This is a genomic window from Pontibacter sp. LHS2 (assembly GCF_058932845.1).
Genome location: NZ_JBZYWG010000001.1, coordinates 129780 through 143669, shown reverse-complemented (window position 1 = coordinate 143669; position 13890 = coordinate 129780). Strand labels below are relative to the sequence as shown.

General features: G+C 51.3%; 8 protein-coding genes. 6 read left to right on the top strand and 2 right to left on the bottom strand.

The window, feature by feature from the left end:
* Positions 1–29: 29 nt before the first annotated feature.
* From AC5FX6_RS00570 to AC5FX6_RS00550, 5 genes are all read left to right on the top strand, one after another.
* Complete coding sequence (locus AC5FX6_RS00570) at positions 30–929, top strand: hypothetical protein (RefSeq protein WP_493595081.1); 900 nt, start codon at positions 30–32, stop codon at positions 927–929.
* Positions 930–1172: 243 nt separating this feature from the next.
* Positions 1173–1277, top strand: a complete 105-nt coding sequence (locus AC5FX6_RS00565) for a hypothetical protein (protein ID WP_493596630.1) — start codon at positions 1173–1175, stop codon at positions 1275–1277.
* Positions 1278–1783: 506 nt separating this feature from the next.
* The gene (locus AC5FX6_RS00560; protein ID WP_493595080.1) at positions 1784–5500 is read left to right on the top strand and encodes a PQQ-dependent sugar dehydrogenase; all 3717 of its coding nucleotides are present in this window, start codon (positions 1784–1786) and stop codon (positions 5498–5500) included.
* A 149-nt stretch (positions 5501–5649) separates the two neighbouring features.
* On the top strand, positions 5650–6282 hold the full coding sequence (locus AC5FX6_RS00555; protein WP_493595079.1) for a hypothetical protein: 633 nt from the start codon (positions 5650–5652) through the stop codon (positions 6280–6282).
* A 225-nt stretch (positions 6283–6507) separates the two neighbouring features.
* Positions 6508–8160 carry a M28 family peptidase gene (locus tag AC5FX6_RS00550; protein WP_493595078.1) on the top strand — a complete coding sequence of 551 codons (1653 nt, stop codon included), beginning with the start codon at positions 6508–6510 and terminating at the stop codon, positions 8158–8160.
* Positions 8161–8216: 56 nt separating this feature from the next.
* On the opposite strand, the gene glgP is transcribed toward AC5FX6_RS00550, so the two are convergent.
* The gene (gene glgP, locus AC5FX6_RS00545; RefSeq protein WP_493595077.1) at positions 8217–9863 is read right to left on the bottom strand and encodes an alpha-glucan family phosphorylase; all 1647 of its coding nucleotides are present in this window, start codon (positions 9861–9863) and stop codon (positions 8217–8219) included.
* A 334-nt stretch (positions 9864–10197) separates the two neighbouring features.
* Positions 10198–12939 carry a S8/S53 family peptidase gene (locus tag AC5FX6_RS00540; protein ID WP_493595076.1) on the bottom strand — a complete coding sequence of 914 codons (2742 nt, stop codon included), beginning with the start codon at positions 12937–12939 and terminating at the stop codon, positions 10198–10200.
* Positions 12940–13368: 429 nt separating this feature from the next.
* Here AC5FX6_RS00540 and AC5FX6_RS00535 point away from each other — a divergent pair, with 429 nt between their 5' ends.
* A complete protein-coding gene (locus tag AC5FX6_RS00535) occupies positions 13369–13887 on the top strand; it encodes a GNAT family N-acetyltransferase (protein ID WP_493595075.1) in 519 nt (172 codons plus the stop codon).
* Positions 13888–13890 lie beyond the last annotated feature (3 nt).

Below are 13890 nucleotides of genomic sequence, written 5' to 3'. Positions count from 1 at the left end.
TTATTATCAATTCAAAAAGAACCTAAATCATGAAAAAGATATTATTAATCGTCATTGCCCTTTTATCAATCAACATCAGCAGCCAGGCCTGCGATAAAGGCTGCACCATGGGTGGCAGCTACATGGGCATCCTGCCGCAGTTTCACAAAAACTTTGTAGGACTGCGCTATTCAACGCGTGACTATACCACCACGGCCACACACGGCCATCACGTGCAGGTGACCGACGAACACTTTGCTACCACCGAACTGTGGGGCCGCTTTATACCTGTCAAGAATGTGCAGGTGTTTGCCTTCGTGCCTTATATGCTCAATGAGCAGAGCAGCGGCCACCATACTTTGAAGAGTGAAGGTCTAGGGGATATAACCCTCATGGCGAATTACTCCCTGATCAACACAGGTGATAGTCTGGGTAGAAACCTGAAGCATACCCTGCAGCTGGGCGGCGGTGTAAAACTGGCCACCGGCGCTTACCGCAACCAGGTAGATGGCGAAGCCCTGGCAGCCAACATGCAGCCCGGCACCGGCAGCACCGACTACCTGGTGAATGGTATCTACACCGTTCGCTACAAGCAACTGGGCCTGAGCAACGACTTCACCTACCGCTTCAACACAGAGAACAGCAACGGCTATCGCTTTGGGGATCGGCTAAGTGCCTCTACTAACTTATTCTACTGGCAGAATGTGAAAGGCATCTCCCTGTTACCAAGTGCCGGTATCTATTATGAGCATGCGGCAGGCGACCGCCTGCAGGGCGTTTCTAACGCACAAAAAGGGGGTGACTCTTATTTCACAAACCTGGGACTGAACGTGTATGTGAAAAACATCGCGGTGGGTGGTACCCTGCAGTTACCTATTAGCAGCACCGAGGCACACCACCACACCGAGGGCAACAGTCGGAGCATGGTCAATGTGACCTTCATGTTCTAAGATGCCAGCAAGCAATAGGCTTCAGCTACCGGATTCATTTCATTCAGAATCCATCATAATCTTAATACCATAACCCACTCAAACCTTTACTCTTCATGAAACACAGAAACCTATGGCTGTCATAGGTAGTCACCATCTCCGGAAAAGTCATCTTCACCGGGGGATGATATCAAAGACGGACAGAACGTATGGCAGTCAATGGGCAGTCAGCAGCTAGGCTCGGTTTGAGGTCACGGAACTTACATAGCACCAAACTGGAGCGCCGACTGGTTGCACAAGGAAGCCATGTACTTCCCGGACCCCGGACCCTGGCCTGGTTTATCATCGGTCTCAACACATACCTTTTAGTTAACAAGCCCTTCAGCCGCTGGCGGGAGGGCTTGTTTTTCTCTGTGCCTGTGCCTGAAGTCAATTGAAGCCCCTTCAGCCATAATATCCTGATACGCTATCAAAGGCTGCAGCTGCAGCCGAAACAAGCAATGCTCTGAGCCGTATAAATTATCGTTATTCAAATAGTAATTTTAACTATTTAAATAAATATTCAGATATAAAATAATATTGGCTGGTGGAAGCTATCAGCAGTTTTATTGTGCTCTGTTTGTATTTTCCCCTCTCCTGCTGTCATAGTCAGGTAGTATCATAGCAAATTTTTGCCTGCGTGTGGCTGGTAATCTACTTGCTCCTGCTCTTTCACCTTTCTTCTTATTTTAATTTTTATTCTTATGCTTCAGGATTACATGCTCAGCGGCCTCTGCCGAGGCTGTACCAGTTTGCGCCTGCTCATCACGCATATTTTCCCTAATGTCAGGAATGTTAAGTTTAATACCCTCTGTCTATACCTCCTTCTTTCGCTTTTGGCATCTACCTCACTGCAGGCGCAGCCCTCTGGCTTTACCAATGTACAGATAGGGGGTAACTGGGATGCTGCCGTAGGTCTCACCTTCTCCAAAGACGGAAATCGCATCTATGTGTGGGAAAAGGCTGGTAAGGTATGGATCGTGGAGAATGGCCAGAAGCTCCCTACCCCGCTCATTGACTTCAGTGAAGAGGTGGGCAACTGGATAGACCATGGTCTGCTGGGCTTTGCGTTAGACCCGAATTTCGACTCCAACGGTTATTTCTACCTGTTGTATGTGGTAGACAGGCACCATTTGCTCTACCACGGCACGGGCAGTTACAGTGCCTCTGCCAACGAGTACAATAGTGCCACCATTGGCCGCCTCACCCGCTACACGGCCCGCTCTTCTGACAACCGCAAAACCACCGACCTGAGCACACGCAAGATCCTGATCGGGGAGTCCATCTCCCAGGGCATACCAATCCTGTACATGGGTCATGGAGTGGGTTCGCTTGTTTTCGGGGAGGATGGCTCGCTGCTGGTTTCTACCGGCGATGCGGCCTCGGCTGGTTATGTAGACACAGGTTATGACCCTGCCAATCCTAATGATACCTATGTGCCGCAGGCACTGCGGGATGGCATTATTACAGAGCGTGACAACATCGGTGCCTACCGGGCACAACAGGTAAACTCGCTTAACGGTAAGATCCTGCGCATCGATCCGGCAACGGGCAACGGCTTGCCTTCCAACCCATTCTATAATTCTGCTGATCCGCGAGCTCCTGCCTCTAGGGTATGGACGTTGGGCTTTAGAAACCCATTCCGCTTTACAATAAAACCAGGTACAGGCGGAGCTGGCAACCCAGGCACGCTGTACATTGGTGATGTGGGCTGGTATAACTACGAAGAAATAAACGTCGCTCCCAGATCGGGTATGAACTTCGGCTGGCCCGTTTACGAAGGGCTGGAACAACAGGAGTGGCATTACCATCGGCAGGTGTACAATACCCAAACCGCTCAGAACCCACTGTACGGACAGGGAGGCTGTACCCAGCAGTATTTCATGTACCGCGATCTGATCATGCAGCCCAGGGCCACCACACAACCCTACTTCGGCAACCCCTGCAACTGGAGTGTGCCTATACCTGCCTCCAGCTTCCGGCTGTTTGTGCACGCAAGGCCAGCTTTTGACTGGTTGCACGTCCAGAAAGGCGGCGGCTCCCGCACCGGCACCTTTTCGGGCGAGGATGCTACGGTGGTGAAAATCGGCGCTGCCGGCTCTCCTGTCTCGGGTCCGCAGTTCGGAGGTGGCTCTGTAACGGGGGGCGTCTGGTATACCGGCAATGATTTCCCGGCGCAGTATAAGAATACCTATTTCTTTGGCGATTATGTCGGCGGCTGGATCAAGACCTCTACGTTTGATGCCTCAGACAACCCAAAATCGATCAGCAACTTTGTGGACAACGGAGCCGCAGTGGTAGCCATAGCCACTAATCCGGTTTCAGGAGGGCTCTACTACATCAACTACGCGGCACAGTTGCGCAAAATCAGCTATGGCGCCGGCTCCAATCAGCCTCCTACAGCTGTTGCGTCAGCCGACAAACTCTATGGCCCGAGCCCGCTTACCATCAAGCTCAGCAGCTCCGGTTCTACCGACCCTGAGGGGCAGGCGCTCCGCTATGAATGGAATTTCGGCGACGGCACCCCTGTTTCGACAGAAGTAAACCCGAGCCATACCTTCAACGCCACAGGCCTGGCCTCTTATCAGGTGACGTTGAAGGTAACTGACACCGGCGGATTGAGTGCCACTACTAACTTGACCATTTCAGTAAACAACACGCCGCCTACCGTACAGATCACCAGTCCGGCGGCTGGTACCAAATACCCTATGACGCAGAGCACAGTGTACAAGCTGACCGCCAATGTAACGGACAAGGAACATGCCGCTTCGCAGCTGAAGTACCAGTGGCAGACGGTACTGCATCACAACACCCATACCCACCCCGAAGCCATCGATACCAATCCATCCACATCTGCCACCATCACACCAGTGGGCTGCGATGGGGAAACCTACTTTTACCGCATCAGTCTGAAGGTCACGGACCCTGCGGGCTTGTCGGCTTCTACTTTTGTGGACCTATACCCCGACTGCGGTACCTCCACCACCAAACCGGTCACCATTTCCTCGCCCGCGAACAATTCTTCGTATACAGTGGGCAGCAATGTGGAGATAAAAGTCAGCTTCACAGACCTGGCCCGCACCTGGACAAAGGTGGAGTACCTGGCCGGAACCACTGTAATCGGAAGCTCGGCCACACAACCCTTTAGCTATACCTGGCAACCCACCACGGCGGGCAGCTACAGCATCACGGCACGAGCCACCGACAGCCAGGGACACACCTCCACTTCCAATCCTATCACGGTGAACATTACGGGGGGCACCACTTCTGGCTCAGGTAAGATCACCAGGGAGTACTGGGCCAACGTGCACGGCACCAGTGTGGCCGCTATACCTGTCAATACCACACCCACCAGCGTGAGTGAGCTCACCAGCTTTGAGGCGCCTGCTCATGCAGGTACCAACTATGGCCAACGCATCAGAGGTTATGTAACGGCGCCGGTGTCAGGCCAGTATACCTTCTGGATCGCTGCCGATGACTTTGCGGAGCTGTGGCTGAGCACGACAGATAACCCGACCCAAAAAGTTCGCATTGCCACTGTTCCCGGCTGGACGTACGAACGCGAATGGACCAAATCACCCAGTCAGCAGTCCGTGAAGATAACGCTGGAGGCCGGCAGGCGCTATTACATCGAGGCCCTGCACCTGGAGGGCGGCGGTGGTGACCATTTGGCTGTGGGCTGGCAGTTACCGAACGGCACCTTAGAGCGGCCCATACCTGGCAGCAGGCTCTCGCCTTTTGGCAGCACACCGCCAACTACCGCTGGCAAGATCACTCGCAACTACTGGGCAAACGTGTATGGCAGCAGTGTGAGTGCAGTGCCTGTCAACACCACACCGACCAGTACTTCTGAGCTCACCAGCTTTGAGGCTCCTGTTAATGTGGGTACCAATTACGGGCAGCGCATCCGGGGCTATGTGACCGCCCCTGCCACTGGGCAGTATACCTTCTGGATCGCGGGTGACGATGTGGCTGAGCTATACCTGAGCACTTCCGAAGATCCAGCCCAAAAGGTGCGTATTGCCTCTGTGCCGGGCTGGACGTACGAACGCGAATGGCTTAAGTCGCCTGGTCAGCAGTCAGCTAAGATTACTTTAGAAGCTGGCAAGCGCTATTATATTGAAGCTGTGCACTTAGAAGGTGGCGGTTCCGACCACCTCGCTGTAGGCTGGCAGTTGCCGAACGGAACATTGGAGCGGCCTATACCCGGCAACCGGCTGTCTCCTTACATTGGCTCAGGTATAGTCGCAAGCTCGGCACAGGCTGTTACCGAAGCACAGGATGTGCAACTGAAGCAGGAGATCAGCGCATACCCTAACCCTTTCCGGGATGAGCTCACATTGCAGCTACCACAAGGTATAACGCAGGTGCTGGAGCTGACGCTTTATGATATGGCCGGCAGAAGAATATTCCAGACAACGGCAGTTCCAGAGATAGTAGACAATAAGCTGCATCTGGATTTCAGTGCCATCAAATTGAACAAAGGTATCTACATGCTCTACTGTACCGATAGCCAGGGCAGGTCCAGTAAGCTAAAGCTCTCTAAACATTGATTGGCAGTTATACTTACGGTCGGCAAATCGCCCCCTGCGGCAGGTGGCGATTTGCCGCTTTTAGAAATTTAGTGCAACCCTACTGTTAAAAGTGTCGGGTGTAACGTATATACCTTGATCAACAAACGCTGTAAAATTAGCACACTCATATGGGCATCAAGAAAATAGTCGATAAAGTAAAAGAAGAAGTAAATGTACTCAAGGGCGATGAGTCCAAAGACAAGCTCTACCAGAACGAGCAGGAATACCCTGACGTGGCCAGTGCTCGGACCGCTTTTGAGGAGTCAAAAAAGAAGCTATTCAATATCAATCTGTGGTCCAACCTGGAGGGTATCAACTCGACCTTTGAGCTGCACGACGAGCGCGGCAGAAAAACGACGGCTGAAGTACCTGAAATTGGCAACTACGTCAAAGTGACACTCCCGGGCGCTGAAGTGGAGAACTGGGTGCAGGTAAACGACATCAGGACTTCCGATAACATGGCTGAGTTCACGGTGCAGCCCAGCAGCAAACCAAACCCACCCACAGACGAGGAAGAAGTAACCGAGCATTTCTTTACAAGCGAAGCGACAAGTACCTTCCGGGTGGAAGTACAGGGCACGAAACTGATCGGTTCAGAGATTGGCAAGAACGAGTACATCAATAACCAGGGTGAAGAATCCGGTGACCGCTCTATGCTAAACACCCTGATCGCGGAAGGTGGCTGGGCTGGTTTCCAGGGCTTGCAATGGGACAAACTGACCAGTTACCTCGTTCATCTGGAAGAAGCAAAACCTGAATAACACATCCTCTTGTTTCCCGCCAAGCAGCAACGGTATGAAAGTTCTGAGTCTGATTCTTTTTCTGTTGTTTCTCACAGGGCTGACCTTGGTACTGCGGCGTATTGAGCATCGTAAAAACCGGAGAAAGTAAGCCTATACCTGCCCTTCTGTACCGATGGGCAGGTATAGGCTTAGGCGTAATGCGGCATTTCCCTTATATTTGGTGAAACAACTGATCTGATCTGAATGAAACGCTTTCTGTTCCTGGCGCTCACCTGCAGCCTTTTGCTGCAAGGCAGTGCCTCTGCCCAGTCGCTGGCCCTCGATAAACCTGTCGAGAAATCACTCAAAAAAGTAAAACCAAACGATATAAAGGCCCACATCAAGTACCTCGCCGACGATCGACTGCTGGGCCGCAAGCCCGGTACCGAAGGTTACCAGATGGCGGTGGACTATGTAGTGGAGCATTATAAAAAGGCAGGTATAGAACCCGGCGGTGAGAACGGCACCTACCTGCAACTGGTACGCTTGCGTCAGTCTTTTCCCGGCAAAGAAGCCAGCATGACGCTAGCCGACTCCATGGGCTCTGAACTGAAACTGACCTACAACAAAGATTTCTCAATATACCCGCATGCCGAAGAGCAGCAGGTGAATATCGAAGCCCCGCTGGTTTTCGCTGGCTATGGCATTAGCGCCCCTGACCTTGGGTATGATGACTACGCGGGTATAGACGCTACCGGGAAGATCGTGGTGGTGATGCGTGGCGCTCCGACGAGCTTCCCTTCCACTGTGTCAGCTTACAGTCGTGATATGATGACGGTGCTGAAGATAGCTGCCGAAAAAGGCGCCGTGGGCGTACTCGTGGCAACCGACAACCCAAAGGCCGGCGTTGCGAATTTGCAGGGCGGTACTTACAGCGTGATGGACCCGAATGGCAAAGTAGCCGTGTCTCGCAACTACGTTTCGGATAAGATCCGCGTGCTGGCCAATATCAATGCCACAACCTTTGAGCAACTTCTAAAAGGCACAGGTATAGAGATGGCTAAACTGGGTGAGCAACTGAAGCAGGGAAAACCTGCCTCTACACCACTTACTCATACTCTGCGCACCAGCTACACCTCTACTTATAAAGATTTTGAAAGCCACAATGTGATTGGCAAGATCACCGGCTCTGACCCGCAGCTGCAAAATGAATATGTGGTGCACAGTGCGCACCTCGACCACGTGGGTGTTGGCCGCGCCGTTAACGGTGACTCCATCTACAATGGTGCCCACGACAATGCATCAGGCGTAGCCAGTGTGTTGGAAATCGGTAAAGTCTACTCGAGACTGCCGGAGAAACCAAAGCGCTCGTTGCTGTTTGTGATGGTGACCGCCGAGGAAATGGGACTATTGGGCTCTGCGTATTTTGCCCGTTACCCAACTGTACCGGTAGAGCAGATCGTGGCGAACATCAACACGGACATGCCTACGATCATTGCGCCGCTGTTATCTGTAGTAGGCTTGGGCTCGAATCACTCTACACTGGAAAATGAAGTAGCTGCGGCCGCACGGCATTTGGGTATGACCGTGGAAGAAGATCCTGAACCGGAGCAAATGCGCTTTATTCGCAGCGACCAGTACAGCTTCGTGATGCAAGGTATACCTGCCCTGCACATCAAGTATGGCAACAAAACCAAAGACGGACAGAACAACCTGAACAAGCAAGTGGAGCAGTGGCGCGCCGTGCACTACCACAAGCCACAGGACAACTTCAACGATACGTTCGACTTCAATGCCGGTAAGAAATATGTGCAGCTGAATTTCCTGATCAGCTACCAGGTTGCCACCGCAACCGAGCGGCCAAGCTGGAAAGCCGGCGACTTCTTTGGAAGCCGTTTTGGAAGGCAGGCCAATTAACAACAACAGATCTCTAAAACAAAAAGAGCTGCCCCATTACAGGGCGGCTCTTTTTGTTAGTACATCAGTTCATAATACTGATGCGCCATGCGGTCGGACTCGAAGTGCGGCATCACATCGCGCATGCTTTGCTTCACGATACTCATCCACTTTCCACGATCTTTATAATAGGTCGGGATCACCTCATTTTCAAGAATGCTCATCAGGTTCTTGTGATCGATCTCATCCTGCATAGAATCTGGCAGATTGCTGTCAACCACCGGGAGCACAAAGCTGTTTTCGCCGTGGCGGGCAAACTCCGGAAGCCAGCCGTCCAGCACAGAGAGATTCACGGCACCGTTCATAGCAGCAGTCATACCACTGGTTCCCGATGCTTCGCGTGGGCGACGCGGCGTATTCAGCCAGATGTCGGCTCCCTGCTTTAATTTCTTGGACAATCCGATTTCGTAGCCGGTCAATACGGCGAAGTTCTTGCGCTGATAAGAAAGATTCACCAGGCTATTGAAAACGCTCACAGCTCCTTCATCAAATGGGTATGGCTTACCGGCCCAGATCACCTGCACAGGCTGATCTTTCTTGGCGATCATGTCAAAGAACCGTTCTATGTCGTGCACCAGCAAATCAGCTCGCTTATAGGCGGCGAAACGACGGGCCCATACTACGGTGAGCACGTCTTTCCGGAACAGCTTGCCTGTCTGATCAGCTACTATCTCAAAAAGATCCTGCTTCATTTCGGCTTTGCGTTGTACTAAAGCCTGGTTATCGTCACGCTCCAGGGCCTGCCGCATGGTATTGTCCATCCAGAAGCGGGCGTTCTGAGCGTTGGTGATCGCTTTGATCTCGCATACATTTTCGTTTTCGTACCACATATCGCGGGCCACCTGCCCATGTAGTTGCGACACGCCATTGGCTACTTTCGCGATCCGCAGGGCAGCCAGGGTATAGTCAAAGAAATTGCCGTGCATACCTGTCATGCGACGCGCCTCTTCCAATGATGTTTTGTTGAAGAAAGACATATTGTTGAGCAGGTGAATGTCGTGCACCTCGTTACCGGCTTTTTCAGGTGTATGGGTCGTGAACGCGATGCGCTTCCGCATATCTTCTGTATTGCCAAACTTCTCGTGCAGGTAAAACGCCAGCGGCAGCGCATGCCCTTCGTTCATGTGATAGATATCGGCTCCACCCAGTTCTTCAACTACTTTGGCACCGGCTATACCTAACACAATGCTCTGCGCAATGCGGGTTGAAGGCTCCCTGTCGTAAAGATGGTAGGTGATGGTTCTGGCGAGGTGGTCATTTTCGACGATATTGGTAGTCAGAAAATACATAGGCACTGTTCCAAATACTTCAGGACGTAGTACCAGGGCTTTTACTTTCACAGGGTGACCGTTTACGTTCACCGTCACCATGATACCCGTATCTTCCAGGTAGGTATAGTACTTTTTCTGAAACTGCACCCGCATGGTCTGATCATCATTTCGAACTTGATCATAGTACCCATACTTCCAAAGGATTCCGATCCCGATCATGTTCTGCCGCAGGTCATGCGCACTGCGCATATGCGAACCAGCCAGAAATCCCAAACCACCCGAATAGGTCTTGAGGGCTTGGTGTATGCCAAACTCCATGCTGAAGTAGGCCACGCGTTTCTGATACTTCTCGTTGATCTCGTATGGATGATACCACTTGCTGTATGCTTTCATAAATAATTGCTACTTGGTTTTGTTGCCAGTCCTCCCAATGATCATCATCTAAGGACTCAGCGGTTAAAAGTATTGGAATAAGCAAACAAAGGAAACCATACACCCTGTATAAATCCCTCTGTTTACCTGCTCCTCCATTTGAGCCTGATGACCGGAACTGCACGGTCATATCGTTGAAAACCTGCAATCTGTACCACGCTCAAAAAAGCTTAAGTACAATATACTTATAACATTGTCAAAGTGATACAGTTTATTTCAAGACCCGGTTTCGAGTTTGGACAAAAAAGGCCCTCCCATATAGGAGAGCCTTTTTTACTTGTTTTGGGCTGAGACTTTATTTTGCCAACAGCATCTTGTTGGAGTATACCTTGTCGCCCGCTTCTACTTTGTAGATGTAAGTACCGGCTGGCAGGCTACCGGCTCTGAAGTCAATACGGTGCTCACCGGCTGATTTCCTTTCCGATACCAATGTGCGCACTTTCTTGCCCAATATATCATAAACTGCAACCGTGACAGGTCCATCCTGCTCTACAGCGTAACGAATGGTGGTCACTTCTGTAAACGGATTCGGATAGCTGACAAGCTTGCCTTCTTCCGATATAGCCAGGTTGGAGGTGCTCTCCGCCGCAAGCGGTTGCTCGCCACTGTTCCACAGTCCGTGGGTACGCGTTATGATCACAGCAAAGTCAGCGCGTGTCACATCCTGCAAAGGCTTAAAGCTGGCATGCAGTACTGGCTCTAAATCATAGGGTGCCTGCGTGGCGGTAAAGAAGGCGTTGATCATATTCAGTTCAAGGGCCACACTCACATAGCCTTCCAGTCCGGCAGGTATAGCAGCGGCGTCCTCTATTGGATAGCTCTTGCCATTGTATGTTACGGTTGGTGTTTTACCATTGCGCTGCAGAGCGTATTCCTGCAAGCCCAATGCCTGCACAAGAGAGTAAGCTACTTCCGCACGGTTTACTTTGCCATTCGGAGAGAATTTACCAGGGCCAGCAGGTAGCATGATGCCATGTTGTACATGTTTCTGATCACGCAGGGCAGCACCTGTAGCTATTACTGATTCAGCGATCAGGTTGCGCTCTTTCACATCTGTCAAGGTATAGGCACCGCTCACTGGTAACTGCTGCCGTATACCTTCTCCCATCATCAGGTAGTCTGCCATATCGATACGCTTGAGTAACTCGTCTGGCTTGAAACTACCACCACTCAAGCCGTCAGCCAATCGGGCACTTACCGCCAGCATGATCGACGATTCGGCCGGGTGACCCGCTATATCATTTAGCCCAGATGTACCGGCAGCTGTCATCATGTTCACGGCACCGCTGATCTGCTCCGGAAAAGCGACACCATTTAAACCTGAGATGCGCAATGTCCAGGTACCTGGTTCAGGGGATGCTACTGCCACACCACGGTCGTAGCTCAAGGCAAACAGTGCAGGTATACCCGAGCGTGTCTCGGCACCAGATGGTGAGATCAGGGACAGGTTCACTGGGTTGCCTGTTTCGCCTTGCAGACCTGTTGTCCTGATCTTGGCTTCGATGGCGGTTGTGCCTTCTGCCACCTGGAAAGTATAGTTGTTGGTAGCTGTCGTGGCAGGATTGTAGTCGATGGTAAAGTTCTCCACTACATTGTTGGTGTTCACATTGCTGCGGAAAGTGCGGTTCATGTTCAGTGTAGAGCCGTAAGGCGCCGATGTACGGTATACCCTATCAACAGCGGCGTAGGCATTTACATAGCCGGCACCTACCTCCCATTTTTCTTTGTTCGGTATGTTGGTGGCGGTTTGCTGAAGTATCTCTTTTACCTGATAAGGAGTCAATGCCGGGTTAGCTTCCAGCAGCAGTGCCACGATACCTGCCACATGCGGGGCAGCCATGGAGGTGCCACTCATGTGGGTGTAATAAGGCACATGAGCCGGATCCAGTTCAGTTGCATCTTTATCGATGGATAGCGATGACACCGGCGCAATGACACGTGCTGCAATAATGTCCACACCCGGTGAAGTCACTGTCGGACGGTCTTCCCAGGTATAGGTCTTGCCGTCGAGCGAGAAAGAGCCACCTTTGTTTTTGATGCCGCGCGAAGAAAAGTCCGCCAGACGACCTGACTTGTCGCCGGCCGCCACTGCGATCACCCATGGGGCTTTCTTATACTGACCGGTGATGGTGCCAGATCCCGGGCCAGAGTTACCTGCTGAGAACACGACCACGATGTTGCGGTCTACACAGCGCTTGGTGGCCAAAGTAATTGGGTCAGCCGGATTCACCTCTGTACCTGTGTCGCTAGTCGTTCCAAAGGAGTTGGTGATTACCCGGATATTATAGCGTGCCTGGTTGGTAATGGCATAGTCGAAGCCGGAAAGCACATCCAGCAAAAGCAAAGCCGCACCAGAACCGTAACCGATCAGATCAGCACCCGGCGCCACGCCTTCATACAAACCCTGAGAAGCCTGTCCTGTTCCACCCACTATACCTGCCACGTGTGTACCATGACCGCCTGTGGCATCGGTGTTTGGTACATTTTCTAAGATCAGGTAAGGCAGTAGCGTCGAAACGGCATTAAGGTTAGTGGCAGCCGTCACGTTTTGCTTCAGGTTGCGGCCAAACTGCAGGTCAGGGTGCGTACCATCCACGCCACTGTCATTCACCACAACGCCTACGCCCTTGCCCGTAAGCGGGAGGCCTCCATTGCGGCTCATAAACACCGGCTCGGTGCGCAGCTTGTCCACCCCGGTCAGGGCGGTGCCAGAGTTGTTCTCATACTGAAGCGACTCGTTCAGGTATAGCGACAGCACACGTGGACTTTTGGAGAGAAGTTCGATTTGCAGGCCTGTGGCTAACACACCGGCAATAGGAAGTGATTTGAGGGTAAGCCCCTTGGTAATACCAGCCTGCGTGAGGGCTGAAAGGTCAAGTAAAGTGGGAGCGCTTTCTCCTTTGAAAGTAACTACCACCTGCACTAGTTTGGTTTTATCTGTAATGGCAGCCCGAAGTTTGCTGTCCATATAAGCCTGCGCAAAAACTTGACTGATCGCCAACAGGCAGAATACAACTACTGCTAAGAGTTTTCTCATAAAACAGGGATTAATAAAAGTGTTACATAAGGTGTATTAAAAAAATAAACCGACTTATCCGGAGAGAAAGCCGCTGGGTGATAAAAAGGATTTTTGTTAATTAAGATGTCTGTATAAAAAGTCTAATACGGTGCACTCTCACAGAAAAATTATATTATAAAAACAAGGTGTAGCATCTAAAACAGATAATGCCAGTATAATTCATCTTTTGAGCCTACCCGGCTACTTCAAAAATTCATATCACAAATTATGTTATAACACTAGTTCACATGTCCATGTGACACCATTAACTGGGGGAGTTGAATGCATCTTCCAGAAATGGGGAAATATAAACCGGGGGAAATGTGAGTTCAGTTGCTTGTACCTGTGTGGACTGATCTTTTACTTTGCAGGCGCTGAAAGCAAACTTACCTCAAGCTTCAATTACTGATGATTCAATACATAGCTTATCCGACACTTTCTCCTGCTTTATCCGAGGAGCTTCAGAACTACATCACAGGAGAATTCGGGCATGTACCCTTTGTGCAGCAGCGCAGCTGGGCAACGCCTGACTGGACTGTGCTATTGGAGGAGGAAGGTAAGGTGGCTACCTTCTGTAATATTGTAGAGCGCGAGGTCATAGTGGATGGTCATCGCCGAAAAGTGGCAGGCATTAACAATGTAATTACCCCTGCCGCGCACCGGGGCAAAGGCTACGCCAGCAAGGTGTTGCGAGAAGCGAATAAGTTTCTTTTTGAGAACCTCCAGGCTGAGATAGGACTGCTGCTCTGTGCTGACGCCCTTGTGCCTTTCTATGAACGCCTGGGATGGTATACGGTGGATTGCCGACTCGTGTATGATCAACCCAACGGACAGGAGGAATATGACTCGAATGTCATGCTGTTGACTGATCAGTCTATTGCCCGGCTGGCACCCTCGCACATTGACTTGCAAGGGTTACCCTGGTAATAA